Origin of the sequence: Burkholderia territorii (genome assembly GCF_001718335.1) — a bacterium.
In the GTDB taxonomy this organism is placed as follows: Bacteria; Pseudomonadota; Gammaproteobacteria; order Burkholderiales; family Burkholderiaceae; genus Burkholderia; species Burkholderia territorii.
The window spans coordinates 651,212-675,026 of sequence record NZ_CP013366.1 but is presented as its reverse complement, the minus strand read 5'-3'; the positions used below and the strand labels follow the sequence as shown (position 1 = coordinate 675,026).

Genomic DNA, 23,815 nt, shown 5'->3' with positions numbered 1-23,815 from the left:
CGCGTCTGCCGGGGCGCGCACGCGTGTCCGCGTGCGTCGCATCGGGGCAGTCCGCATCGCGGGGCGCCGCGCATCGTCCGGCCCCCAACCAGCCTCACCGTTCTCCCCGGTGCCGCGCCGTGTTCCGGCCGGCATCCCGAACCCGCCCGTCCAGGGCTTTCGCTATTCCGTTTATGTTTCGTTCCCTGACGACCCTGATCAAGAAGTGGCGCGCGTCGCGCAGTGCGGGCCACCAGCTCGACGCGCTGCTCGCGCACGCAGACGCGGACGCGTCGTACGCCGAGCGCAGCGAATGGCTGATCGAGCTCGCGCACTGGCTGCGCCGCAACGGCGCGATGCAGGTCGCGCACGACACGCCGGCCGAACGCGATGCCGACGCCGACGCACGCGCGTATCCGGCGCACGCGCGGCTGCGCTACCTGTTCCACGTGCTCGACCGCAATCCCGCGTGGAAATCGCACGCCGCGCGCATCCTGCGCGGGATCCTGCGCGAATGCGACGGCATCTCGCTGCTGTGCGACGCGGGGATGCCCGTGCATTCCGGCTTCTTCGACGCGCTGTTCGAGCGCATCGACGCGTCGCTGATTCCGCCCGCGCCGAACCGTCGCGAACTGACGGCGCTGTTCACGCTGATGTTCCCGACGCCGGAAGACGCGCAATGGATCGACGCGTTGCCCGACGACCTGCTCGCCCGCTTAGCCGAGCTGATCTCGTTCGACGTCACCGACGAGGAGCGCCACGAGCCCGGCTCGTTCTCGCGCGACCTGCTCGCCGCGCTGCACAACCTGACCTGTCAGATCAGCTCGACCGGCCTGTCGCAGACGGTGCGCAGCCGCCTGTCCGACGACGACGCGCGCCAGCCCCTCGAAACGCAGCCGTTCTACCGGCTCACGCGCGCGATGCTCGCGGTCGAGACCGCGCACGCGGCCGTCGAGGACGGCGGCGACGCGAGCAAGCTGCTGCACGAGGTGAATTACCTGCGCGTGCTGCTCGACGAATGCCGGATCGCCGTCGACGACGTGTTCGCGCACTTGTACCGCAACGGCGTGTCGGTCGACATCGTGTTCCAGGTCGAACGCATGCGCATGCGCATCCTGCGCGCGGAAATGCTGCTCAATGCATGGATGGCACGCGACGACCTGCGCGGGATGGCGCGCCTGACCGCCGAGCTCGTCGACGCGAACCAGAACAGCCAGAGCGTGTCGCACCTCGTGCGCAGCAACTTCTCGCTGTTCGCGCGCAAGCTCGTCGAGACCAACGCGGACACCGGCGAGCACTACATCTCGCGCGGCCGCGCGGAGTACCTGAAGATGCTGCGGATGGCCGCGGGCGGCGGGCTCGTCACCGTCGTGACCGTGTGCGTGAAGTTCGCGATCACCGGCGCGCACCTGCAGTCGATGCTCGAAGGGCTGCTCGCGGGCATCAACTACGCGGCGAGCTTCATGCTGATGCACTTCCTGCATTTCACGCTCGCGACCAAGCAGCCCGCGATGACCGCGCCGACGCTCGCGCGCGAGCTCGACGACACGGGTCACGAGGAAGGCGTGAAGGCGTTCGTCGCGTCGGTGATCGCGCTGATCCGCACGCAGGCCGCGGCGATTTCCGGCAACGTGCTCGTCGTGCTGCCCGTGTGCCTGCTCGTGCAGCTGTTCGCGGGCAACCTGCTGCATGCGAACCTGATTTCGCCGGGCAAGGCGCATGCGACGCTGCATTCATTCTCGCTGCTGGGGCCGACGCCGTTCTACGCGGCGCTCACGGGCGTGCTGCTGTGGGCGTCGAGCCTGCTCGCGGGCTGGGCCGACAACTGGTTCGTGCTGCACCGGGTCGGCGACGCGCTCGCGTACAACCGGCGGCTGCGGCTCACGCTCGGCGCGGCAGGCGCCGCGAAGCTCGCGCACTTCTGCCGCTCGAACGTCGCGGGCGTGGTCGCCAACGTCGGCCTGGGCCTGATGCTCGGCCTGATTCCGGCGATCGTCACCGTGTTCCTGTTCCCGTTCGAGGTGCGCCACGTGACGCTGTCGGCCGGCTCGATCGGGGTCGCGCTCGGCGTGCTCGGCAAGGACGCGCTGCGCACGCCCGAGCTGTGGTGGGCCTGCGCCGGCGTGCTGAGCATGGCGATCCTCAACGTGCTCGTGAGCTTCGCGCTCGCGTTCACGATGGCCGTGCGCTCGCGCAGCCTGCGCCGCACCAAGGTGCGCGCGCTGATCGGCGCGATCGTGCGCACGGTACTGGCGAAGCCGTCCGCGCTGTTCTGGCCGGCCGGCACGCCGGCCGCCCGCGCCGGGCAGCCGGGCTCGCATTGAACTTCCAGCGTCGGCGCGCCGCGCGGGCGGGCGCCGACGCGCGGGCCGGCCGGCTCGACGTCACGGCCGGCGCATCGGCGCCGGCATCCCGAATCGGATGCGACGCCGGCTCCGGCCGTCCGCGCCGCGTACAATAGTGGACTTTTGCACGTCCTCACCCGCCTTATGTCCTCGCCCACCCTGTACGAATTCTTCGCTCCCTGCCCGCGCGGCCTCGAAGCGGCGCTTGCCGCCGAGCTGGCCGAAATCGCCGGCCGACACCTGGACGGCGCGCCGTTCACCGCGGGCGCGCAGGTGCCGGGCGGCGTTCATTTCCGCGGCGGCTGGGCCGCCGGCATGGCCGCGAACCTCCATTCGCGCATCGCGAGCCGGATCCTGCTGAAGATCGCGCACCGCCCGTACCGCAACGAACAGGATGTCTACGCGCTCGCGCTCGAGCAGCCGTGGGAACGCTGGTTCGCGTCGACGCAGACGCTGCGCGTCGACATCACCGCGATCAAGTCGCCGCTGAAGAGCCTCGAATTCGCGACGCTGCGCGTGAAGGATGCGATCTGCGACCGGATGCGCGACAAGACGGGCGCACGCCCGAGCATCGACACCGGCGCGCCGGACGTGCGCGTGTTCGCGTTCCTGACGGCCACCGAGTGCACGCTGTACCTCGATACGTCGGGCGAGCCGCTGTTCAAGCGCGGCTGGCGCCTCGACAAGGGTGCGGCACCGCTGCGCGAGAACCTCGCGGCCGGCATCCTGCGCCTGACGGGCTGGACGCCCGGCACGCCGCTGTACGACCCGATGTGCGGCAGCGGCACCTTCCTCGCGGAAGCCGCGCAGATCGCGCTTGGCGTCGCACCGGGCGTCGAGCGCCGGTTCGGCTTCGAAAAGCTCAAGCAGTACGACATCACCGCATGGCAGGGCCTGAAGGTCGCGGCGATCGACGCGAAACGCGCGGCGCGCGGCAAGCGCGATTCGCTCGGCGTGTACGGCAGCGACATCTCGGGCGACATGCTCGAGAAGGCGCGCGCGAACCTCGAGCGCGCGGGCGTGCCGTCGGTGTGGCTCAAGCAGGTCGACGCGCGCGGGATGACGCCGCCGTGCGACGGGCCGGGCATCATCCTCGCGAACCCGCCGTACGGCGAGCGGATCGAGGTGCGCGGCCGCAGCGCGCGCGGCGAGGTGCGCGAGACGGGCCGCAATCGCGGCAACGACGACGCATTCCGCCGCACGCACACCGATGCGCCGGACAGCGAATTCTTCAACGCGCTCGGCGATGCGCTCAAGCAGCGCTTCACCGGCTGGCAGGCATTCCTGCTGACGTCGGACCGCTCGCTGCCGGGCCAGCTGCGCCTGCGCGAATCGGCGAAAACGCCGCTGTTCAACGGCGCGCTCGAATGCCGGCTGTTCCGCTTCGACCTGATCGCCGGCAGCGTGAAGCCACGCCCGGCCGCGCCGGAAGGCGACGCCTGACACGCGCGACGGCCGCCGCGGCCGCCTGCCGACATCCCCACGACGCCCGGCCCGAGCCGGGCGTTTTATTTCCAGCGCACGCGCGCGGGACAAGCCCGTCCCGCATGACGCCACGCCGCCCTCGCGCCGCTTCGGTTCCCGCACGCCTTTGACCCTCGAAGCCGAGGGGCCTCCCCTTTTTGTCAGTACCGCCACGACTACTGACAGCACGCTGTCAGCAGCCCCCGATCACACTGCAATCCCGGCGCAATGCACGGCTGGTTTCCATCAAGAATCCAAACAACAAGGAGCTCGTCATGACGTCCGCAACCGCAACTGCAACCGAAGCCGCAACCCTGGAACGCGCGATCGCGTGGTTCGACATCCCGTCCCTCGATTTCGACCGGGCGATCCGTTTCTATGAAACCGTGCTGCAAACGACGCTGCAGCGCGAAGTCATCGGCGGCGTGCCGATGGCCATGTTCGATCACGAAGCGTCGGCCACGGGCGGCAGCATCGTGTTCGCTCCGCAGCAGATGAAGCCGAGCGCGAACGGCGTGCTCGTGTACCTGAACGCCGGCGAATCGGTCGTCGCGGCACTCGAACGCGCGAAGCGCGCGGGCGGCGTCGTGCAGGGCTCGGTCGTCGAGTTGCCGAACAACTACGGCTACATCGGCTACCTGATCGATACCGAAGGCAACCGCGTCGGCCTGCACGCACCGAAATGCCACTGAGCGCGTCCACGATCCGGCCGGGGCGGCGCTATCATCGCGAAGTCCCCGTAGCCGTTGGAGTCGAGGTTCAGCCATGACGCGCCGTGCCGACCGCCTGTTCCAGATCGCCGAGCTGCTGCGCGGGCGCCGTCTCACGACCGCGCAGCAGCTCGCCGACTGGCTGTCGGTGTCGCCGCGCACGGTCTATCGCGACGTGCGCGACCTGCAACTGTCAGGGGTGCCGATCGAAGGCGAAGCCGGCATCGGCTACCGGCTGAACCGCAACGCGAGCCTGCCGCCGCTCACGTTCACCGCCGAGGAGCTCGCGGCGCTCGCAGCCGGCGCGCGGATGCTCGAGACCTGGGGCGGCGCGCGCTTCGCGGGCGGCGCGCGTTCGGCGCTCGCCAAAATCGCGTCGGCGATGCCGGCCGACAAGCGCACCGCGCTCGACCGCCTGCCGGTGTTCGCGCCGTCGTTCCACATCGACGAGACGTTCTGCGCGAAGGTCGACGCGATTCACCAGGCGGTCGACACGCGTCACGTCGTCAGCTTCGACTACCGCGACCGGCTCGGCGCGCACACGAAGCGCCGCGTGTGGCCGCTCGGGCTCGTCTACTGGGGCGGACGCTGGACGATCGGCGCGTGGTGCGAGCTGCGCGACGACTTCCGCACCTTCGACATCGCGCGAATGGGCGACATCACCGTGCACGAGCAGTTTCCGGACATGGAAGGCCGGCGCATCGCCGACTACATGCGAATCGCGGAAGCGCCGATGCGCTGACGCGCGTCGCCGCCATGCGCGTGCCGGGGCGCCCGCGCCCCGGCAGCGCCCGTCATTCCCCGAACACCACCGATCGCTTCGGCCGCTCGTCGACGTGCAGCGAAAACACGTCGGCGCGCGCGTAGTGTCCGACCACGTCGAAGTCGTAACGCGCCCGCACGAGCTCGTCCGTATCGATGCGCGCGGTCACGAGCCCGGCCTCGCCGATGAGCGGCTCCGTGAGCAGGTCGCCGAGCGGCCCGACGATCACGCTGCCGCCGCGGATCAGCGGCCGCTCGGGATCCCAGCCCGGCACGTCGATGCCAAGCGCGCGCGGCGACGGCTGCACCTGGCACGCGCTCACGACGAAGCAGCGCCCTTCGTGCGCGATGTGCCGCATCGAGCTTTGCCACAGGTCGCGTTCGTCCACGGTCGGCGCGCACCAGATCTGCACGCCTTTTGCATACATCGCGCAGCGCAGCAGCGGCATGTGGTTCTCCCAGCAGATCGCGGCACCCGCGCGACCCGCCGCCGTGTCGACCACCGGCAGCGTCGAGCCGTCGCCCTGCCCCCAGATCAGCCGTTCGGTGCCGGTCGGCATCAGCTTGCGGTGCTTCGCGACGAGCCCGTCGCGCGGATCGAAGAACAGCGCGGTGCAGTACAGCGTGCTGCCGCCCCGCTCGATCGCGCCGACCACGAGGCTCGCGCCGGTGCGCTGCGACAGCGCGGCCAGTTCGTCGGTCTCGGGGCCCGGCACGTCGATCGCCTGCGCGGCGTAGCGCGCGTACGCGTCACGGCCCTCGGGAAGCCGGTAGCCGAGCCGCGTGCCGAAGATCTCGCCTTTCGGATAGCCGCCGAGCACGGCCTCGGGCAGCACGACGAGCGACGCACCGCTGTCGCGGATCGCGGCTTCGTAGCCGAGGATCGTGTCGAGCGTGGCGCGCGTGCCGACGGGCGATGCGCCGATCTGCAGCGCGGCGATGACTGAAGTGGACATGAAGGCGTCTCCGATGAGTGGAGACGCCATCTTTGTCGATATCATTTCATCGATCAAATCGATAAAACGATAACTGATATGAATGTGGATGATATCGCAGGGCTCGACCTGAACCTGCTGAAGGTGTTCGAGGCGCTGTACGAGGAAGGCGGCGCGAGCCGCGCGGCGTTGCGGCTCGGCCTCACGCAATCGGCGGTCAGCGCGGCGCTCGCGCGGCTGCGCGTGATTTATGCCGATCCGCTGTTCGCGCGCACCGGCCGCGGGCTCGCGCCGACGCCGCGCGCGGACGAACTGAAGCCGATCCTGTCCGATGCGCTGGACCGCTGTCGCGCCAGCCTCGCGATCGCGGCGGACGGCGGCGAACGGGTCGGCCGCACGATCGCGATCGGGCTGTCGGACGACTTCGAGATCGCGCTCGGCCGCGCGCTGATCGACGCGGTCGCACGCGAAGCCACGGGCATCCGGCTGATCTTTCGGCAGACGCACAGCGGTATCGCGGGCGACGCGCTGCTGCGGCACGGCGTCGATCTCGCGATCGCGTCGGGCGGTTTCTCGGCAAACGGGCTCAGCCGACGCGCAGTCGCGACGGGCGGCTACGCGTGCCTGATCGATCCGTCCGGCCGCGCGCAAGAGCCGCACGCGCTCGCGCTTGCCGATTTCGTGCAGCGCGATCACCTGCTCGTGTCGTCGGGCGGCGTGATCGGGATCGTCGACGAAGCGCTGGCCGCACTCGGTCACAAGCGACGCGTCGCGGCGTCGACCACGCATTTCGCGGCGCTGCCCTACCTGCTCGCGGGCTCCGACGCGGTGGCGACGATTCCGGCGCACGCGGCTCGCGCGATCGCGCAGTCGACGTCGCTGCGCGCGCTGGCGTGCCCGGTCGAGTTGCCGCGCTACCCGGTGGAAATCGGCTGGCGCACGAGCACACAGCGCGACCCGGCGATCATGCGCGTGCGCGACACGATCGCCGCCTGCGTCGCGACCATCGTCACTCCGTGATGAACGAGATGCGATTCCACTGGTGACCGTCATTCCGGCCGGCGCGGATCGGACCTCGCGGCGCCGCCCATGCGCACCACGGGCGCCGGGCGCCGGGCGCGCGTCACCTCCGCAAGACCGATCGGGGTCGGATCCGTTCAACCTGCCGGCCGGCAGCGTCCGGGCGCAACCGGTAAAATGCCGAACCATGAAACCCGAAATCTGGACCCCGCATGTGACCGTCGCGGCGCTCGTCGAGCGTGCCGGTCGCTTTCTCGTGATCGAGGAAGAAACCTCGACGGGCCTGCGCATCAACCAGCCGGCCGGCCATCTCGAGGCTGGCGAGACGCTCGCCGACGCCGTGATCCGCGAGACGCTCGAGGAAACCGCGCATCCGTTCGTGCCCCACGCGCTCGTCGGCGTCTATCTCGCGCACTACGAGCGCCCGGGCAGCGCCGGCGCGACCTACCTGCGCTTCACGTTCTGCGGCACGGCCGGCGAGCCGCTGCCGGGCCACCTGCTCGACGACGGCATCGTCCGCGTGCTGTGGATGAGCGCCGACGAGCTGCGCGCGTGCAGCGAGCGCCATCGCTCGCCGGCGGTGATGCGCTGCGTCGACGACTATCTCGCCGGGCGGCGCATTCCGCTCGATTTCGTGCACACGCATTCGGTCGCGCCGCGCCCGGAGGCATTCGACCGTCAGGCGGTAAACAAATGAGCAAGCGCCGTGTGGTAGTGGGCATGTCGGGCGGCGTCGATTCGTCGGTGACCGCGTGGCTGCTGAAGGAACAGGGTTACGACGTGGTCGGCCTGTTCATGAAGAACTGGGAAGACGACGACGACGGCGAATACTGCTCGACGCGCCAGGACTGGATCGACGTGGTGTCGGTGGCCGACCTGATCGGCATCGACGTGGAAGCCGTGAACTTCGCGGCCGAATACAAGGACCGCGTGTTCGCCGAATTCCTGCGCGAATACTCGGCCGGCCGCACGCCGAACCCCGACGTGCTGTGCAACGCCGAGATCAAGTTCAAGGCGTTCCTCGACCACGCGATGTCGCTCGACGCGGAAATGATCGCGACCGGCCACTACGCGCGCGTGCGCGAGCGCGACGGTCGCTTCGAACTGCTGAAGGCTTTCGATCATACGAAAGACCAGTCGTACTTCCTGCACCGGCTGAACCAGGCGCAGCTGTCGAAGACGATGTTCCCGCTCGGCGAGATCCCGAAAACCAAAGTGCGCGAGATCGCCGCGCAGATCGGCTTGCCGAACGCGAAGAAGAAGGATTCGACCGGCATCTGCTTCATCGGCGAACGGCCGTTCCGCGACTTCCTGAACCGCTATCTTCCGACGAAACCCGGCCCGATGAAGACGCCCGACGGCAAGGTGGTCGGCGAACACATCGGCCTCGCGTTCTACACGTTCGGCCAGCGCAAGGGCATCGGCCTCGGCGGCAGCAAGGACGGCAACGGCGACCCGTGGTTCGTCGCGGCGAAGGACATCGCGTCGAACACGCTGTACGTCGTGCAGGGCCACGATCATCCATGGCTGCTGTCGCGCGAGCTCGTCGCCGGCAACGTGAGCTGGGTCGCGGGCGAGCCGCCGGCCGAAGGCTTCTCGTGCGGGGCGAAGACGCGCTACCGGCAGGCCGATGCGGCGTGCACGTTCGGTCGGGCCGCGGTCGGCCAAGCCGACGGCGAGCACTTCTCGCTCGCGTTCGACGACCCGCAATGGGCGGTCACGCCCGGCCAGTCGGCCGTGCTGTACGACGGCGAGATCTGCCTCGGCGGCGGCATCATCGAGTTCGCGGCCACCGGCCAGCCCGGCCAGACGGCGCCGGCAGTCGCCCAAGGCGTGCTCGCCGAAGCACGCTGACAACCATTCGGTTTAGACTTGCGGCACGCCGCGCCCGGCGGAACACGATTCCGCCGCGGCCGGTGCGCCGCCGCGCAGCGTACGCATGGCGGCATTTCAAGATTCTTACGGAGTCCCCATGCTTTCCAGACGCTACCTCGCGATGTGGTGCGCCGTGCTGCTGCTCGTTGCGGCGGCTGCCCTCGCATCGCTCCACGTGCTTTCCTGGTTGTGGATCGTCATCCCCGTCGTGCTCGTCGCCGTCGGCCTGTACGACCTGAACCAGGATCGTCACGCGATCCTGCGCAATTATCCGCTCTGGGGCCATTTCCGGTTCCTGTTCGAGTTCATCCGCCCCGAGATCCGCCAGTATTTCGTCGAGGACGACACCGACGAGAAGCCGTTCTCGCGCGCGCAGCGCAGCCTCGTCTATCAGCGCGCGAAGAACGTCGCCGACAACCGCCCGTACGGCACCGAGCTGAACGTGAAGGCCGTCGCGCACGAGTGGATCAGCCACTCGCTCGCGCCGACCAAACTGCCGAGCCACGACTTCCGGATCCGGGTCGGCGCGAGTCGCGCGCAGCCGTACGACATTTCGATCTTCAACATCTCGGCGATGAGCTTCGGCTCGCTGTCCGCGAATGCGATCCGCTCGCTGAACCTCGGCGCGAAGAAAGGCGGCTTCGCGCACGACACCGGCGAAGGCTCGCTGTCGAAGTACCACCGCGAGCACGGCGGCGACATCATCTGGGAAATCGCGTCCGGCTACTTCGGCTGCCGCAACGACGACGGCACGTTCAACCCGGACACGTTCGCGAAGCAGGCGGCCGATCCGCAGGTGAAGATGATCGAGATCAAGCTGTCGCAAGGCGCGAAGCCGGGCCACGGCGGCGTGCTGCCGGCCGCGAAGATCACGCCCGAGATCGCCGAGACGCGCGGCGTGCCGATGGGCAAGGACTGCATCTCGCCCGCGACACACTCGGAATTCTCGACACCGCGCGGCCTGCTCGAATTCGTCGAACGGCTGCGCACGCTGTCGGGCGGCAAGCCGACCGGCTTCAAGCTGTGTATCGGCCATCCGTGGGAATTCTTCGGGATCGCGAAGGCGATGATCGAGACGGGCATCGTGCCGGACTTCATCGTCGTCGACGGCGCGGAAGGCGGCACCGGCGCGGCGCCGCTCGAATTCACCGACCACGTCGGCGTGCCGCTGCAGGAAGGGCTGCTGCTCGTGCACAACACGCTCGTCGGGATCGGCGTGCGCGACCGCGTGAAGATCGGCGCGAGCGGCAAGATCATCACCGCGTTCGACATCGCGCGCACGCTCGCGATCGGCGCGGACTGGGTGAACTCGGCGCGCGGCTTCATGTTCGCGGTCGGCTGCATCCAGGCGCAGCACTGCCACACCGACCGCTGCCCGACCGGCGTCGCCACGCAGGATCCGGTGCGCCAGCGCGCCATCGTCGTGCCCGACAAGGCCGAACGCGTGTACAACTTCCACCGCAACACGCTGCATGCGCTGCAGGAACTCGTGCAGGCGGCCGGCCTCGGCCATCCGTCGGAGTTGCGCGCGCATCACATCGTGCAGCGCGTCGCGCCGCACGAGGTGCGGCTGATGTCGCAATTGCTGAAGTACCTGAAGCCGGGCGCGCTGCTCGACGGCCAGACCTGCGGCTATACGCTGTACGACAAGTGGTGGCCGATCGCGCGCAGCGATTCGTTCGTGCTCGGCGAAACCGTTTACGCATCGATCGAATAACGCGCGATCGCGCGCCGCCGCGTCTCGCATAAAGAAAAGCGCCCCGCGGGGCGCTTTTTCTTCGTCTGCCAGATCCGCCGCCGGCGGCCGCTCAACCTTGCGGCAGCGTGTCGACGAACGTCTGCCGCTGCGACAGCTTCGCGAAATGCTTGTCGAGGTTCGGATGGCGATCGCGCCAGTTGAGTTCGGGCATCCGGAAGTCCAGATAGCCGAGCGCGCAGCCGAGTGCGATATCGGCGAGCGTGTAATGATTACCGACGCACCACGTCTTGCCGCCGAGGCCCTGCGACATCGCGACGAGCGCGTCGTCGATCTTGCGTTGCTGACGCGCGATCCAGCTCGCGCTGCGCTGCGCTTCGTCGCGCAGCGTGTATTCGAGACGAATCGCCACGGCCGCATCCAGCACGCCGTCGCCCAGCGCTTCCCAGCAACGCACTTCGACACGTTCGCGCCCCGACGGCGGAATCAGCTTGCCGACCGGCGACAGCGTGTCGACGTATTCGCAGATCACGCGGGAATCGAACACCGCGGCACCATCCTCCATCACGAGACACGGGACCTTGCCGAGCGGATTCGACGCATGAATGTCGGTGTCCGGCGCCCACACGTTCTCGAGCTCCAGCTTGTAGTCGATCTTCTTTTCAGCAAGCACGATCCGCGCCTTTCGGACGTACGGGCTGCTGAGCGAACCGATTAATTTCATCATCTGCCTTTTTAAGGGAACCGCCGAGAGTATACGTTGTCGCCGATCATAACCGGGCGGCGCGACCGGGTAGAAAATCTGCCCGTCCGGCCTGTGGATGGTTTGCAACAGCCGTCGGCGAGCGCCGTTCGGCGCGGCTTGCGGCCACGCCTCTCACGCGCGGCGCCCGGCGGCGCTACAATCGCACGATGAATGCGCCCCTCGATACCGCCATCGCCGTCGACGTCTACCGCCAGCGCCGCGAACGCGTGCTTGCCGCACTGCGCGCCGCGGGCGGCGGCGTCGCCATCGTCCCGACCGCGCCGGAAATGCTGCGCAACCGCGATACGGCTTTCCCGTACCGGCATGACAGCTACTTCCACTACCTGACGGGCTTCACCGAGCCGGATGCCATGCTCGTGCTGAACGCGGCCGGGTCGCACGGCGCGCCGGAATCGATCCTGTTCTGCCGCGCGAAGAATGCCGACCGCGAGATCTGGGAAGGCTTCCATTACGGGCCCGAGGCCGCGCGCGATGCGTTCGGCTTCGACGCGGCCTACGCGGTCGACGTGATCGACACCGAAATGCCGCGCCTGCTCGCCGATGCGGGCACCGTGCACTACCGGTTCGGCGCGTCGGCCGAGTTCGACCGCCAGCTCGCCGGCTGGATCGACGCGGTGCGCGCGCAGGCACGCACGGGCGTCGCCGCGCCCGACGCGCTGCTCGACCTCACGCCGCTGCTCGACGACATGCGGCTCGTGAAGGACGAACACGAACTCGCGATCATGATGCGTGCCGCGCACATCTCCGCGCTCGCGCATCGCCGCGCGATGCAGGTGTGCCGCCCGGGGATCCGCGAGTACGAACTCGAGGCCGAGCTGCTGTACATGTTCCGCAAGCATGGCGCGCAGGCGCCGGCGTACGGGTCGATCGTCGCGGCGGGCGCGAACGCGTGCGTGCTCCATTACCCGGCCGGCAACGCGACCGCGCGGGACGGCGACCTGATCCTGATCGACGCCGCGTGTGAACTCGACGGCTACGCGTCGGACATCACGCGCACGTTCCCGGCCAACGGGCGCTTCTCCGCCGCGCAGCGCACGCTGTACGACATCGTGCTCGCCGCGCAGCAGGCCGCGATCGACGCGACGCGCGCGGGCGTACCGTTCGAGGTGCCGCACGACGCGGCCGTGCGCGTACTGGCGCAAGGGCTGCTCGATACGGGCATCATCCCGAAGTCGCGCTTCTCGAACGTCGACGACGTGATCGCCGAGCGCGCGTACGCACGCTTCTACATGCATCGCACCGGCCACTGGCTCGGGATGGACGTGCACGATTGCGGCGACTATCGCGAGCGGCTCGCCGCGCGCGATGCCGACGGCGCGTTGCCGTGGCGCACGCTCAAGCCCGGCATGACGCTGACCGTCGAGCCTGGCCTGTACGTGCGGGCAGCCGACGACGTGCCGCCCGAGTACTGGAACATCGGCATTCGCATCGAGGACGACGCGATCGTGCGCGAGCACGGTTGCGAGCTGATCACGCGCGACGTGCCGGTGGCGGCCGCCGAGATCGAGGCGCTGATGCGCGCGGGCGCGGCGCACGGTGCGTGAGCGGCCCGCAAGTTGCCATCGCGCCGCTGTCGCGCCACCTTCGGTTCGCCGTTGATTCGCCGTTGATTCGCCGTTGACCGTTACCCCGTTTCACGAACACTGATGACGACCGCTTCCTCCCCGGCCACGCCGGACTACGATCTCGCCATCGTCGGCGCGGGCCCCGTCGGGCTCGCGCTCGCCGGCTGGCTCGCCCGACGCAGCGCGACGCAGCACGCGTCGATCGCGCTGATCGACGCGCGCGAACCGGCCGCGAGCGCGAACGACCCGCGTGCGATCGCCGTGTCGCATGGCAGCCGCGTGCTGCTCGACACGCTCGGATGGCCGGGCGACGCAACGCCGATCGAGCACATCCACGTGTCGCAGCGCGGCCATTTCGGCCGCACGCTGATCGATCGCGACGAGCACGACCTGGCCGCCCTCGGCTACGTCGTGCGCTACGGCTCGATCGTGCAGGCCCTCGCGCAGGCGGTGCGCGGCACGCGCATCGACTGGCTCACGTCGACCACCGCCCGCACGCCGCGACAGGACGCCGACGGCGTCACGCTGACGCTCGACGGCCCGCAAGGCGAGCGCACGCTGCGCGCGCGCCTCGTCATCAATGCCGAAGGCGGGTTGTTCCACGAACGGCAGGCCGATACCGGCAAGCATCACCGCGACTACGGTCAGACCGCGATCGTCGGCACGGTCACGGTCTCGGCGCCGCGCCCGAACGTTGCATGGGAACGCTTCACGCACGAAGGCCCGCTCGCGCTGCTGCCGCTCGGCGGTCCGCGCCAGGCCGAATATTCGCTCGTGTGGTGCTGCGCGCCCGACGAGGCGGCCCGCCGCGCGGCCCTTCCCGACGACGCGTTCCTGCGCGAACTCGGCGCTGCCTTCGGCGAGCGGATGGGCCGGTTCGTCGCGATCGCGGGGCGCGCATCGTTTCCGCTGGGACTGAGCGCGGCGCAAACGCTCGTCAACGGTCGCATCGCGATCGTCGGCAATGCCGCGCAAACGCTGCACCCGGTCGCAGGCCAAGGGCTCAACCTGGGGCTGCGCGACGCGCACACGCTCGTCGACGCGCTGTCCGCCCAGGGCTTCGAACCAACCGCACTTGCCACCTTCAACGCGCGGCGCGCGCTCGACCGGCGCTTCACGATCGGCGCGACCGACACGCTCGCGCGGCTGTTCACGGTCGACGCCGGCCCCCTCCCGCTGCTGCGCGGCGCGGCGCTCACCGCGCTCGAATTCGTACCGCCGCTCAAGAAGGCGATCGCGCGCCAGATGATGTTCGGCCAGCGCAGCTGACGCGCGGCGCGGTGCGCGTTGCGCGCCGTCAGGCGATGCAAACCGGGTCAAATCGGCGGGGCATGGGAATACGGTAAAATGCGCGTTTTCCCTCCGCCCTTTTTTGCCCGCGACGCCCGGCGCCCGCGGGCGGTGCCATTGCGATGCCCGTTATCGGCTCTCACGTATTGCGTAACAACCTGTTCGTCGCCCCGATGGCCGGCGTGACGGATCGTCCGTTCCGCCAGCTGTGCAAGCGGCTGGGGGCCGGATACGCCGTGTCCGAGATGGTCGCGTCGAATGCGCAGCTGTGGAAGAGCGCGAAGACGATGCGGCGCGCGAACCACGAAGGCGAAGTCGAGCCGATCGCGGTGCAGATCGCCGGCGCCGATCCGGCGATGATGGCCGAAGCCGCCCGCTACAACGTCGACAACGGCGCGCAGATCATCGACATCAACATGGGCTGCCCGGCGAAGAAGGTCTGCAACGTCGCGGCCGGCTCCGCGCTGCTGCAGAACGAGCCGCTCGTGCAGCGAATCGTCGAGGCCGTCGTCGCGGCGGTCGGCACGGGCCCGGATGCGGTGCCCGTCACGCTGAAGATCCGCACCGGCTGGGATCGCGAGCACAAGAACGCGGTCACGGTCGCGCGCCTGGCCGAAGCGGCCGGCATCTCGATGCTGACCGTGCACGGCCGAACGCGCGCCGACCTCTACCGCGGCGACGCGGAATACGACACCATCGCGGCCGTCAAGGCCGCCGTGCGCATCCCGGTCGTCGCGAACGGCGACATCACGTCGCCGGCAAAAGCGAAGGCCGTGCTCGACGCAACCGGCGCCGACGCACTGATGATCGGTCGCGCCGCGCAAGGCCGACCGTGGCTGTTCCGTGAAATCGATCATTTCCTGCAAACCGGCGAGCTGCTGCCCCCGCCGCGGATCGACGAGATCCAGCACGTGATGAACGAACACCTGGAAGACCACTACGCGTTCTATGGTGAATTCACGGGCGTCCGTACTGCGCGCAAGCACATCGGCTGGTACACTCGCGGCCTTTCCGGTGCCAACGGGTTCCGGCACAGGATGAACACGCTCGATTCCACCCGCGAGCAGCTCGCCGCCGTCAACGCATTCTTCGAGGCGCAAAAGGCGCTGTCGGACCACCTCGTCTACGTCGATGACGAAGAGGAAAACGGCCAGGGCGAGTCGGACGACCATAACCAGTTAGCAGCATGAGCAAGCACAACATCGAACAATGTGTCCGCGAGAGCCTGGACGTGTATTTCCGGGATCTAGACGGCTCCAATCCGCACGACGTCTACGAAATGGTGATGTCCTGCGTCGAAAAGCCGATGCTCGAGGTCGTGCTCGTACAGGCCGGCGGCAACCAGTCGCTCGCCGCGGAGTACCTCGGCATCAATCGCAATACGCTGCGCAAGAAGCTGCAGCAGCATGGCCTGCTGTAGGCGGCCGTCCCGTCCCCGTTTCCCTGGCTATTGGTGGTTCCATCATGATCAAGCAAGCGCTCATTTCCGTTTCCGACAAGACCGGCATCGTCGACTTCGCGAAGTCGCTGTCCGACCTCGGCGTCAAGCTGCTGTCGACCGGCGGCACCGCAAAACTGCTCGCCGACGCCGGCCTGCCCGTTACCGAAGTGGCCGACTACACGGGCTTTCCGGAAATGCTCGATGGGCGCGTGAAGACGCTCCACCCGAAGGTGCACGGCGGCATCCTGGCGCGCCGCGACCTGCCCGAGCACATGCAGGCGCTCGAGCAGCACGGCATCCCGACGATCGACCTGCTGGTCGTGAACCTGTATCCGTTCGTTGCGACGATCGCGAAGGACGACTGCACGCTCGCCGACGCGATCGAGAACATCGACATCGGCGGCCCGACGATGCTGCGCTCGGCCGCGAAGAACCACCGCGACGTGACGGTCGTCGTCGATCCGGCCGACTACGCGGTCGTGCTCGACGAAATGAAGGCGAACGGCAACGCGGTCGGCTACGCGACCAATTTCCGCCTCGCGACGAAAGTGTTCGCGCACACCGCGCAATACGACGGCGCGATCACGAACTACCTGACGAGCCTGACCGACGAGCTGCAGCACGCGTCGCGCAGCGCATACCCGGCCACGCTGAACATGGCGTTCGACAAGGTGCAGGACCTGCGCTACGGCGAAAACCCGCACCAGAGCGCGGCGTTCTACCGCGACATCGCGACGCCGGCCGGCGCGCTGGCGAACTACCGCCAGCTGCAGGGCAAGGAACTGTCGTACAACAACATCGCGGATTCGGACGCGGCGTGGGAATGCGTGAAGACGTTCGACGCGCCGGCCTGCGTGATCATCAAGCATGCGAACCCGTGCGGCGTCGCGGTCGGCAACGACTCCGCCGACGCGTATGCGAAGGCATTCCAGACCGACCCGACGTCGGCGTTCGGCGGCATCATCGCGTTCAACCGCGAAGTCGACGAGACGGCCGCGCAGGCGGTCGCGAAGCAGTTCGTCGAAGTGCTGATCGCGCCGTCGTTCTCGGACGCCGCAAAGCAGGTGTTCGCGGCCAAGCAGAACGTGCGCCTGCTCGAAATCGCGCTGGGCGACGGTCATAACGCGTTCGACCTGAAGCGCGTGGGCGGCGGCCTGCTCGTGCAATCGCTCGATTCGAAGAACGTGCAGCCGAGCGAGCTGCGCGTCGTCACGAAGCGTCAACCGACCGCGAAGGAAATGAACGACCTGCTGTTCGCATGGCGCGTCGCGAAGTACGTGAAGTCGAACGCGATCGTGTTCTGCGGCAACGGCATGACGCTCGGCGTCGGCGCCGGGCAGATGAGCCGCGTCGATTCCGCGCGCATCGCGAGCATCAAGGCACAGAACGCGGGCCTCACGCTGGCCGGCTCGGCTGTCGCGTCGGATGCGTTCTTCCCGTTCCGCGACGGTCTCGACGTCGTCGTGGCGGCAGGCGCGACCTGCGTGATCCAGCCGGGCGGCTCGATGCGCGACGACGAAGTGATCGCCGCGGCCGACGAGCACGGCATCGCGATGGTTCTGACGGGCGTGCGTCACTTCCGTCACTGATCGCACGCGGCCCGCGCGGCCGCTGCATGAAAACCCGGCGGCATCACACCCGCCGGGTTTTTTATTGCGCGGCGCCCGCGCGCGCCACCGTGCGGCCGGCGCCGTACACCATTCGTTGTAGTATCGCTGCATCAGGTTTTTCTCCTCACTCATGCGAATTCTCGGCATCGACCCCGGCCTGCGCGTCACGGGTTTCGGCATCATCGACGTCAGCGGCCACCGGCTCGCCTATGTCGCAAGCGGCGTGATCCGCACGCCAACGGCCGACCTGGCGACCCGGCTCGGCACGATCTTCCAGGGTGTATCGACGCTCGTGCGCGAACACGCGCCCGACCAGGCCGCGATCGAGCAGGTGTTCGTCAACGTGAACCCGCAGTCGACACTGCTGCTCGGCCAGGCGCGCGGCGCCGCGATCTGCGGGCTCGTCGCCGGCGGCTTGCCGGTGGCCGAATACACCGCGCTGCAACTGAAGCAGGCCGTCGTCGGTTACGGCCGCGCGACCAAGTCGCAGATGCAGGAGATGGTCACGCGGCTGCTCAATCTCACGGGCCAGCCCGGCAGCGACGCGGCCGACGCGCTCGGGATGGCGATCTGCCACGCGCACAGCGGCAATACGCTCGGCACGATCAGCGGCCTCGCGCCGGCGCTCGCGAAAAAGGGGCTGCGGGTGCGGCGCGGACGGCTCGTCGGCTGACGCGACGGCACGTACGTCGACGGCACTACGCGCAGTGCGCGTGCGCCCCCTGCCCGCCCGATCGCCCTGGGCCACGCATGCGCGCCGAGTCGCGTTGCCCCGCCGTGACGGCCAATCCATCGGCATCGCGCCGCACCTGCGCTACACTCGCGCTTTCTTCCTCGCTTCCCGCCATCCATGATCGGTCGCATCGCCGGCATCCTGCTCGAAAAGAACCCGCCCCACCTGCTCGTCGACTGCAACGGCGTCGGCTACGAGATCGACGTGCCGATGAGCACTTTCTACAACCTGCCGCAGACGGGCGAGCGTGTCGTGCTGCTCACCCAGCAGATCGTGCGCGAGGACGCGCACCTGCTGTACGGCTTCCTGACGCCGCAGGAGCGCACGACCTTCCGCGAACTGCTGAAGATCACCGGTATCGGCGCGCGCATGGCGCTGGCCGTGCTGTCCGGCATGAGCGTGCAGGAGCTTGCGCAGGCGGTGACGATGCAGGACGCCGCGCGTCTCACGCGCCTGCCCGGCATCGGCAAGAAAACCGCCGAGCGCCTGTTGCTCGAGCTGAAGGGCAAGCTCGGCGCGGACCTCGGTGCGCTCGCCGGCGCCGCATCCCAGTCCGACCACGCGACCGACATCCTCAACGCGCTGCTCGCGCTCGGCTACTCGGAAAAGGAAGGCCTCGCCGCGATCAAGAACGTGCCGGCCGGCACCGGCGTGTCCGAAGGCATCAAGCTCGCGCTCAAGGCACTGTCGAAGGCGTAACGCCCGCCCGAGCCGGCTGTCGGAGCCAGTGTCGCGCCGCCGTGGGGCGCGCGCCAGTCGGCCGTTCGGCCAGTTCGACCGCGTGAGCGCGCGCGGTACAATGGCCGCATGATTGAAACCGACAAACTCGCCGCCGAGCGGATCATCGCCGCCACGCCCGCCTCGTCGCACGAGGAGGTGTTCGAACGCGCGCTGCGGCCGCGCCAGCTCGACGACTACGTCGGCCAGGAAAAGGTGCGCGGCCAGCTCGAGATCTTCATCGAGGCCGCGAAGCGCCGCTCCGAGCCGCTCGACCACGTGCTGCTGTTCGGGCCGCCGGGCCTCGGCAAGACCACCCTCGCGCACATCATCGCGCGCGAGATGGGCGTGAACCTGCGCCAGACGTCGGGACCCGTGCTGGAGCGCGCGGGCGATCTCGCCGCGCTGCTGACCAACCTCGAAGCGAACGACGTCCTGTTCATCGACGAAATCCACCGGCTGTCGCCGGTCGTCGAGGAAATCCTGTATCCGGCGCTGGAGGATTACCAAATCGACATCATGATCGGCGAAGGGCCGGCCGCACGCAGCGTGAAGCTCGACTTGCAGCCGTTCACGCTGGTCGGCGCGACCACGCGGGCGGGGATGCTGACCAACCCGCTGCGCGATCGCTTCGGGATCGTCGCGCGCCTCGAGTTCTACGATGCCGACCAACTGTCGCGCATCGTGCGACGCTCGGCGTCGCTGCTGAATGCGCAGATCGATCCGAACGGCGCGCTGGAAATCGCGAAGCGCTCGCGCGGCACGCCCCGGATCGCGAACCGGCTGCTGCGCCGCGTGCGCGACTATGCGGAAGTGAAGGCCGACGGCCAGATCACCGCGGCCGTGGCCGACGCCGCGCTCGCGATGCTCGACGTCGATCCGGTCGGCTTCGACCTGATGGACCGCAAGCTGCTCGAGGCGATCCTGCACAAGTTCGACGGCGGCCCGGTCGGCATCGACAACCTCGCCGCGGCGATCGGCGAGGAGCGCGACACGATCGAGGACGTGCTCGAGCCGTACCTGATCCAGCAGGGCTTCCTGCAGCGCACACCGCGCGGGCGCGTCGCGACGCTGCTCACGTACCGCCACTTCGGCCTCTCGGCGCCCGATGCCGGCAGCACCGAACGCGGAATGTGGGACGCCGCCGACGGGAAGTAACCGCCCGCCCGCGCCACGACTGCCATGACCACGCCGCCCGGCCCGCACCCCGCCACGCCCACGCCGGGCCCGCGCTGGGTCGAACCGATCCGCAAGCGGCTCGTGGCCGGCATCACGCACCTGACGACCGGCGGCGGCGGTCCGTCGATCGACCTGTCGTCGCCTCCCGGAGACCCGGGGCTGTTCGGCCCGGACGCCATCTGCTGGCGCGTGCATGCCGATTTCACGTCGATGATGACGGGCGGCATTGCCGCGCTGCTGCTGCAGGCGCTCCATCCGCTCGCGCTGGCGGGCGTCTGGGATCACTCGTCGTTTCGCACCGACATCCTCGGCCGCTTGCGACGCACCGCCACGTTCATCACGGGCACGACGTTCGGCAGTCGGGCGGACGCACTCGCGCTGATCGAGCGCGTAAAAACGATCCACGCACGCGTATCGGGTACCGCGCCCGATGGCCGGCCTTACCGGGCCGACGATCCGGCGTTGCTGACCTGGGTGCACGTCGCGGAAGTATCGAGCTTCCTCGCCGCCCATTTGCGCTACGTGAACCCGTCGCTGTCTGGCGAACTGCAGGATGGCTACTACGCTGAAACGGCATTGATCGCCGAATTGCTCGGCGCCCGGGACGTGCCCCGTTCGCGTGCGGAAGTCGCGGCGTATTTCACGCGGATGCGGCCCGAGCTCGAAGCAGGGCCGCGCACCTTCGCCGTCATGGACGTCCTGCTCAACGTGCCGATCTCGACGCCCGCGCTGCGGCCGGCCGCGTCACTGATCATGCATGCGGGCATCGACCTGCTGCCGCACTGGGGGCAGCGCATGCTCGGTGTGTCGACGTTCGCGCCGCTGCGGCGCGCGGTGGTACGGCCCGGTGTCAGGGCGGTCGCGCCCGTGCTGCGCTGGGCGCTCGTCAACGGCGCATCGAAACGCGCACGCCGCCGTGCCACCGCGACGCCGCCCGACGGCGCCCCATCCGCCTGACGATCCACTTCTTGGGATCATTTCGATTCGCCGTCGGACTCCCGTGACGGCCGCACCGATGCAATCAAGGGTGGGGAAGAAGTACACCAAAGGAGAATGCGACGCACCGCGCCGGCCAATCGCGGCCGACAGCCCGGGAAGATCGCGTACGCGCTCAACTTCCAGACAGGCCGCCACGCGCTGCCGCACCAGGCCGCACCGGGAAGGCGGCGCCGCCCGCTCATGCCGGGGAGACCGGCATGAACACATCAAAGTACCTTGCGATACCCGTCGTCGTCGCTCGCGGCATCCAGATGCGATACGTCGGCCCATTGCACGACCTGCGCACGGCCATCGACGTAATCGACAACGTTGATGCTGGTATTCAGCAGTGGATAGCTGCGCGGCGCCGACAGGTCGAGGCCGTTTGCAAAGCGATACACGCAATCGAGCACGCCGCCGTGCGCGACGCATGCAATCCGCCCGCCCGGATGCGCGGCGACGATCGGCTCGAGCGCATGCAGCACGCGATGATAGAACGCGCGCTGCGACTCGCCGCCGTCTGGCGCAAAACCCGGGTCGCGCGTCTGCCATGCGGCGTACGCGTCCGGAAACAGCGTCTCGATCTCGGTGCTGTCATGCCCCTGGAATACGCCGTACGCGCGTTCGCGCAGCCCTTCGCGCAACCGCAGCGGCAGCCCGAGCGCATCGGCAAAGGGTTGCGCGGTCTGCTGCGCACGCATCAGGTCGCTCGAATAGATCGCGTCGAGCCGCTGCCCTTCATGCGCTTCCCGCGCGAGCCGCGCGGCCAGCCGCTGCGCCTGCGCGAGCCCGGTATCGGCCAGCGGAATGTCGATATGGCCCTGGATGCGCTTGATGCGGTTCCAGGCCGTCTCGCCATGACGAATGAAGAGAATCTGCGTGGTGGCCATCGCGGCGCGTCTCCGGGGAAAGTCAGGGCCGCACTTGCAGCCAGAACGTCACGGGGCCGTCGTTGACGAGCGACACCTGCATGTCGGCGCCGAACTCGCCGGTCTCGACGATCGGATGACGCGCACGCGCGGCCGCGACGAAATAGTCGAACAGGCGCGCGCCTTCGTCGGGCGGCGCGGCCGGCGTGAAGCTCGGCCGCAGCCCGCTGTTGGTATCGGCCGCGAGCGTGAACTGCGACACGAGCAGCAGGCCGCCGGCACCGCCCATGCCGTCGATGTTCGACACCGGCAGATTCATCTTGCCCGCCGCGTCGCTGAACACGCGATAGCCGAGCAGCTTCGCGAGCAGCTTGTCGGCCGCGGCCTCGGTGTCGCCACGTTGCGCGCAGACGAGCGCGAGCAGCCCCGCGCCGATCTCGCCCGTCGTGCGGTCGCCGACGCGCACGTCGGCGCGCTTCACGCGCTGGATCAGCGCGATCATGCGGTCAGCGTGACGCGCGCGAAGCGACGTTTGCCGACCTGCACGACGAACTCGCCGGCTTCGACCTTCAGGCCCTTGTCGGACACCGTCGCGCCATCGATCTTCACGCCGCCCTGTTCGATGTTGCGCAGCGCTTCGCTCGTCGACGGCACGAGGCCCGCCTGCTTCAGCAACTGGCCGATCGCGAGCGGCGCGCCCGCGAGCGTGACCGACGGGATGTCGTCCGGCACGCCGCCCTTCGCGCGGTGATTGAAGTCTTCCAGCGCGCGCTCGGCGTCGGCCTGCGAGTGGAAGCGCGCGACGATTTCCTGTGCGAGCAGCACCTTGAAGTCGCGCGGATTGCGGCCGCCTTCGGCCTCGCGCTTGAAACCGGCGATTTCGTCGAGGCCGCGGAACGACAGCAGCTCGAAGTAACGCCACATCAGCGTGTCCGAGATGCTCATCAGCTTGCCGAACATGTCGTTCGGCTTCTCGCTGATGCCGACGTAGTTGCCCTTCGACTTCGACATCTTCTCGACGCCGTCGAGGCCTTCGAGCAGCGGCATCGTCAGGATGCACTGCTGTTCCTGGCCGTACTGCTTCTGCAGTTCGCGGCCGACGAGCAGGTTGAACTTCTGGTCGGTGCCGCCGAGTTCGAGGTCGGCGTTCAGCGCGACCGAGTCGTAACCCTGCATCAGCGGATACAGGAATTCATGGATCGAGATCGGCACGCCGCTCTGGAAGCGCTTCGTGAAATCCTCGCGCTCGAGGATCCGCGCGACCGTGTAGCGCGACGCGAGCTTGATCATCCCGTCCGCGCCGAGCGGCATCGACCATTCGCTGTTGTAGCGAATTTCGGTCTTGGCGCGATCGAGCACGAGCGCGGCCTGTTCGAAGTAGGTCTTCGCGTTCGACTCGATCTGCTCGCGCGTGAGCGGCGGGCGCGTCGCGTTGCGGCCCGACGGGTCGCCGATCAGCGACGTGAAGTCGCCGATCAGGAAGATCACGGTGTGGCCGAGATCCTGCAGCTGGCGCATCTTGTTCAGCACGACCGTATGGCCGATGTGAATGTCGGGCGCGGTCGGATCGAGGCCGAGCTTGATGCGCAGCGGCGTGCCGGTAGCCGCGCTGCGCGCGAGCTTCTGCGCGAACTCTTCCTCGATCAGCAGCTCGTCGACGCCGCGCTTCGTGACGGCGAGCGCATGGCGGACTTCGTCGGTAATCGGGAAAACAGGCTTGGAACTGGGTTCGGTGCTCATCGGTGCCGGGAAGAATGTCGCAAAGACAGGGATTTTCCCATAACTTGCGCGTGCATCGCTTAACGATGCGTCAGGTTGCGCGGATAATCGGGCGCAAGGCGCGCGGCACCGGCCCGCGCCGCTCGATCCAGGAGAACCCAA

The 23,815-nt window shown here is 68.5% G+C and carries 22 protein-coding genes; 17 read left to right on the top strand and 5 right to left on the bottom strand.

Annotated elements, in window-relative coordinates:
• Positions 1-173 precede the first annotated feature (173 nt).
• From WS51_RS13860 to WS51_RS13845, 4 genes are all read left to right on the top strand, one after another.
• Entirely contained in the window at positions 174-2,303 is a 2,130-nt protein-coding gene (locus tag WS51_RS13860; protein ID WP_069229326.1) for a site-specific recombinase, read from the top strand.
• Positions 2,304-2,468: 165 nt separating this feature from the next.
• Complete coding sequence (locus WS51_RS13855) at positions 2,469-3,767, top strand: THUMP domain-containing class I SAM-dependent RNA methyltransferase (RefSeq protein WP_059452012.1); 1,299 nt, start codon at positions 2,469-2,471, stop codon at positions 3,765-3,767.
• Positions 3,768-4,063: 296 nt separating this feature from the next.
• Entirely contained in the window at positions 4,064-4,480 is a 417-nt protein-coding gene (locus tag WS51_RS13850; protein ID WP_069229325.1) for a VOC family protein, read from the top strand.
• A gap of 73 nt (positions 4,481-4,553) precedes the next feature.
• On the top strand, positions 4,554-5,240 hold the full coding sequence (locus tag WS51_RS13845) for a helix-turn-helix transcriptional regulator (RefSeq protein WP_059452010.1): 687 nt from the start codon (positions 4,554-4,556) through the stop codon (positions 5,238-5,240).
• Positions 5,241-5,292: 52 nt separating this feature from the next.
• On the opposite strand, the gene WS51_RS13840 is transcribed toward WS51_RS13845, so the two are convergent.
• A complete protein-coding gene (locus tag WS51_RS13840) occupies positions 5,293-6,216 on the bottom strand; it encodes a carbon-nitrogen hydrolase family protein (RefSeq protein WP_069229324.1) in 924 nt (307 codons plus the stop codon).
• Between the two features lie 78 nt (positions 6,217-6,294).
• On the opposite strand from WS51_RS13840, the gene WS51_RS13835 reads away from it, so the two are divergent.
• From WS51_RS13835 to WS51_RS13820, 4 genes are all read left to right on the top strand, one after another.
• Positions 6,295-7,215 (top strand): LysR family transcriptional regulator, encoded by a 921-nt coding sequence (locus WS51_RS13835; protein WP_069229323.1) that lies wholly within the window; start codon positions 6,295-6,297, stop codon positions 7,213-7,215.
• Between the two features lie 187 nt (positions 7,216-7,402).
• Positions 7,403-7,912 (top strand): NUDIX hydrolase, encoded by a 510-nt coding sequence (locus WS51_RS13830; protein ID WP_059452007.1) that lies wholly within the window; start codon positions 7,403-7,405, stop codon positions 7,910-7,912.
• On the top strand, positions 7,909-9,069 hold the full coding sequence (mnmA, locus tag WS51_RS13825) for a tRNA 2-thiouridine(34) synthase MnmA (RefSeq protein WP_059768394.1): 1,161 nt from the start codon (positions 7,909-7,911) through the stop codon (positions 9,067-9,069). The genes WS51_RS13830 and mnmA overlap by 4 nt, the downstream gene beginning before the upstream one ends.
• Before the next feature lie 118 nt (positions 9,070-9,187).
• Positions 9,188-10,807, top strand: a complete 1,620-nt coding sequence (locus WS51_RS13820; RefSeq protein ID WP_069229322.1) for an FMN-binding glutamate synthase family protein — start codon at positions 9,188-9,190, stop codon at positions 10,805-10,807.
• 91 nt (positions 10,808-10,898) lie between these two features.
• Here WS51_RS13820 and WS51_RS13815 read toward each other — a convergent pair whose 3' ends face one another.
• Positions 10,899-11,513, bottom strand: coding sequence for a glutathione S-transferase family protein (locus WS51_RS13815; RefSeq protein ID WP_059452004.1), 615 nt, complete (start codon positions 11,511-11,513; stop codon positions 10,899-10,901).
• 185 nt (positions 11,514-11,698) lie between these two features.
• Between WS51_RS13815 and WS51_RS13810 the strand changes: the two genes are divergently transcribed.
• From WS51_RS13810 to WS51_RS13770, 9 genes are all read left to right on the top strand, one after another.
• Positions 11,699-13,096, top strand: a complete 1,398-nt coding sequence (locus WS51_RS13810; RefSeq protein WP_059546871.1) for an aminopeptidase P N-terminal domain-containing protein — start codon at positions 11,699-11,701, stop codon at positions 13,094-13,096.
• 102 nt (positions 13,097-13,198) lie between these two features.
• A complete protein-coding gene (locus WS51_RS13805) occupies positions 13,199-14,386 on the top strand; it encodes a UbiH/UbiF/VisC/COQ6 family ubiquinone biosynthesis hydroxylase (RefSeq protein WP_059546876.1) in 1,188 nt (395 codons plus the stop codon).
• 143 nt (positions 14,387-14,529) lie between these two features.
• On the top strand, positions 14,530-15,597 hold the full coding sequence (gene dusB / locus WS51_RS13800; RefSeq protein ID WP_059506935.1) for a tRNA dihydrouridine synthase DusB: 1,068 nt from the start codon (positions 14,530-14,532) through the stop codon (positions 15,595-15,597).
• Positions 15,594-15,827 (top strand): Fis family transcriptional regulator, encoded by a 234-nt coding sequence (locus WS51_RS13795; RefSeq protein ID WP_006476892.1) that lies wholly within the window; start codon positions 15,594-15,596, stop codon positions 15,825-15,827. Before dusB ends, WS51_RS13795 begins: the two co-directional genes overlap by 4 nt.
• Positions 15,828-15,871: 44 nt before the next feature.
• Positions 15,872-17,437, top strand: coding sequence for a bifunctional phosphoribosylaminoimidazolecarboxamide formyltransferase/IMP cyclohydrolase (gene purH / locus WS51_RS13790; protein WP_059768388.1), 1,566 nt, complete (start codon positions 15,872-15,874; stop codon positions 17,435-17,437).
• 151 nt (positions 17,438-17,588) lie between these two features.
• Positions 17,589-18,131, top strand: a complete 543-nt coding sequence (gene ruvC / locus WS51_RS13785; RefSeq protein ID WP_059465409.1) for a crossover junction endodeoxyribonuclease RuvC — start codon at positions 17,589-17,591, stop codon at positions 18,129-18,131.
• 177 nt (positions 18,132-18,308) lie between these two features.
• Positions 18,309-18,890 (top strand): Holliday junction branch migration protein RuvA, encoded by a 582-nt coding sequence (ruvA, locus tag WS51_RS13780; RefSeq protein ID WP_059451998.1) that lies wholly within the window; start codon positions 18,309-18,311, stop codon positions 18,888-18,890.
• 108 nt (positions 18,891-18,998) lie between these two features.
• A complete protein-coding gene (gene ruvB / locus WS51_RS13775; RefSeq protein WP_059451997.1) occupies positions 18,999-20,066 on the top strand; it encodes a Holliday junction branch migration DNA helicase RuvB in 1,068 nt (355 codons plus the stop codon).
• A gap of 24 nt (positions 20,067-20,090) precedes the next feature.
• Positions 20,091-21,044 (top strand): oxygenase MpaB family protein, encoded by a 954-nt coding sequence (locus WS51_RS13770; RefSeq protein ID WP_069229321.1) that lies wholly within the window; start codon positions 20,091-20,093, stop codon positions 21,042-21,044.
• Positions 21,045-21,292: 248 nt separating this feature from the next.
• Here the strand turns inward: WS51_RS13770 and WS51_RS13765 are convergent, their stop codons facing one another.
• Genes WS51_RS13765 through tyrS form a run of 3 tightly spaced genes read right to left on the bottom strand, consistent with a single transcriptional unit; the run spans position 21,293 to position 23,674 of the window.
• The gene (locus WS51_RS13765) at positions 21,293-21,955 is read right to left on the bottom strand and encodes a histidine phosphatase family protein (RefSeq protein WP_059870111.1); all 663 of its coding nucleotides are present in this window, start codon (positions 21,953-21,955) and stop codon (positions 21,293-21,295) included.
• 22 nt (positions 21,956-21,977) lie between these two features.
• Entirely contained in the window at positions 21,978-22,436 is a 459-nt protein-coding gene (gene dtd / locus WS51_RS13760) for a D-aminoacyl-tRNA deacylase (protein WP_069229320.1), read from the bottom strand.
• A complete protein-coding gene (gene tyrS, locus WS51_RS13755; RefSeq protein ID WP_059451993.1) occupies positions 22,433-23,674 on the bottom strand; it encodes a tyrosine--tRNA ligase in 1,242 nt (413 codons plus the stop codon). The genes dtd and tyrS overlap by 4 nt, the downstream gene beginning before the upstream one ends.
• Positions 23,675-23,815: the final 141 nt, after the last annotated feature.

What these genes read in the sequence shown, in the direction of transcription:
- WS51_RS13845 (WP_059452010.1), top strand. Translation starts at nt 4,554, where the DNA reads ATGACGCGCCGTGCCGACCGCCTGTTCCAGATCGCCGAGCTGCTGCGC.
- dtd (WP_069229320.1), bottom strand. Translation starts at nt 22,436, where the DNA reads ATGATCGCGCTGATCCAGCGCGTGAAGCGCGCCGACGTGCGCGTCGGC.
- WS51_RS13835 (WP_069229323.1), top strand. Translation starts at nt 6,295, where the DNA reads ATGAATGTGGATGATATCGCAGGGCTCGACCTGAACCTGCTGAAGGTG.
- ruvB (WP_059451997.1), top strand. Translation starts at nt 18,999, where the DNA reads ATGATTGAAACCGACAAACTCGCCGCCGAGCGGATCATCGCCGCCACG.
- WS51_RS13815 (WP_059452004.1), bottom strand. Translation starts at nt 11,513, where the DNA reads ATGATGAAATTAATCGGTTCGCTCAGCAGCCCGTACGTCCGAAAGGCG.
- WS51_RS13765 (WP_059870111.1), bottom strand. Translation starts at nt 21,955, where the DNA reads ATGGCCACCACGCAGATTCTCTTCATTCGTCATGGCGAGACGGCCTGG.
- WS51_RS13840 (WP_069229324.1), bottom strand. Translation starts at nt 6,216, where the DNA reads ATGTCCACTTCAGTCATCGCCGCGCTGCAGATCGGCGCATCGCCCGTC.
- WS51_RS13860 (WP_069229326.1), top strand. Translation starts at nt 174, where the DNA reads ATGTTTCGTTCCCTGACGACCCTGATCAAGAAGTGGCGCGCGTCGCGC.
- WS51_RS13810 (WP_059546871.1), top strand. Translation starts at nt 11,699, where the DNA reads ATGAATGCGCCCCTCGATACCGCCATCGCCGTCGACGTCTACCGCCAG.
- WS51_RS13820 (WP_069229322.1), top strand. Translation starts at nt 9,188, where the DNA reads ATGCTTTCCAGACGCTACCTCGCGATGTGGTGCGCCGTGCTGCTGCTC.
- WS51_RS13855 (WP_059452012.1), top strand. Translation starts at nt 2,469, where the DNA reads ATGTCCTCGCCCACCCTGTACGAATTCTTCGCTCCCTGCCCGCGCGGC.
- WS51_RS13795 (WP_006476892.1), top strand. Translation starts at nt 15,594, where the DNA reads ATGAGCAAGCACAACATCGAACAATGTGTCCGCGAGAGCCTGGACGTG.
- mnmA (WP_059768394.1), top strand. Translation starts at nt 7,909, where the DNA reads ATGAGCAAGCGCCGTGTGGTAGTGGGCATGTCGGGCGGCGTCGATTCG.
- dusB (WP_059506935.1), top strand. Translation starts at nt 14,530, where the DNA reads ATGCCCGTTATCGGCTCTCACGTATTGCGTAACAACCTGTTCGTCGCC.
- ruvC (WP_059465409.1), top strand. Translation starts at nt 17,589, where the DNA reads ATGCGAATTCTCGGCATCGACCCCGGCCTGCGCGTCACGGGTTTCGGC.
- WS51_RS13805 (WP_059546876.1), top strand. Translation starts at nt 13,199, where the DNA reads ATGACGACCGCTTCCTCCCCGGCCACGCCGGACTACGATCTCGCCATC.
- WS51_RS13830 (WP_059452007.1), top strand. Translation starts at nt 7,403, where the DNA reads ATGAAACCCGAAATCTGGACCCCGCATGTGACCGTCGCGGCGCTCGTC.
- purH (WP_059768388.1), top strand. Translation starts at nt 15,872, where the DNA reads ATGATCAAGCAAGCGCTCATTTCCGTTTCCGACAAGACCGGCATCGTC.
- WS51_RS13850 (WP_069229325.1), top strand. Translation starts at nt 4,064, where the DNA reads ATGACGTCCGCAACCGCAACTGCAACCGAAGCCGCAACCCTGGAACGC.
- WS51_RS13770 (WP_069229321.1), top strand. Translation starts at nt 20,091, where the DNA reads ATGACCACGCCGCCCGGCCCGCACCCCGCCACGCCCACGCCGGGCCCG.
- ruvA (WP_059451998.1), top strand. Translation starts at nt 18,309, where the DNA reads ATGATCGGTCGCATCGCCGGCATCCTGCTCGAAAAGAACCCGCCCCAC.
- tyrS (WP_059451993.1), bottom strand. Translation starts at nt 23,674, where the DNA reads ATGAGCACCGAACCCAGTTCCAAGCCTGTTTTCCCGATTACCGACGAA.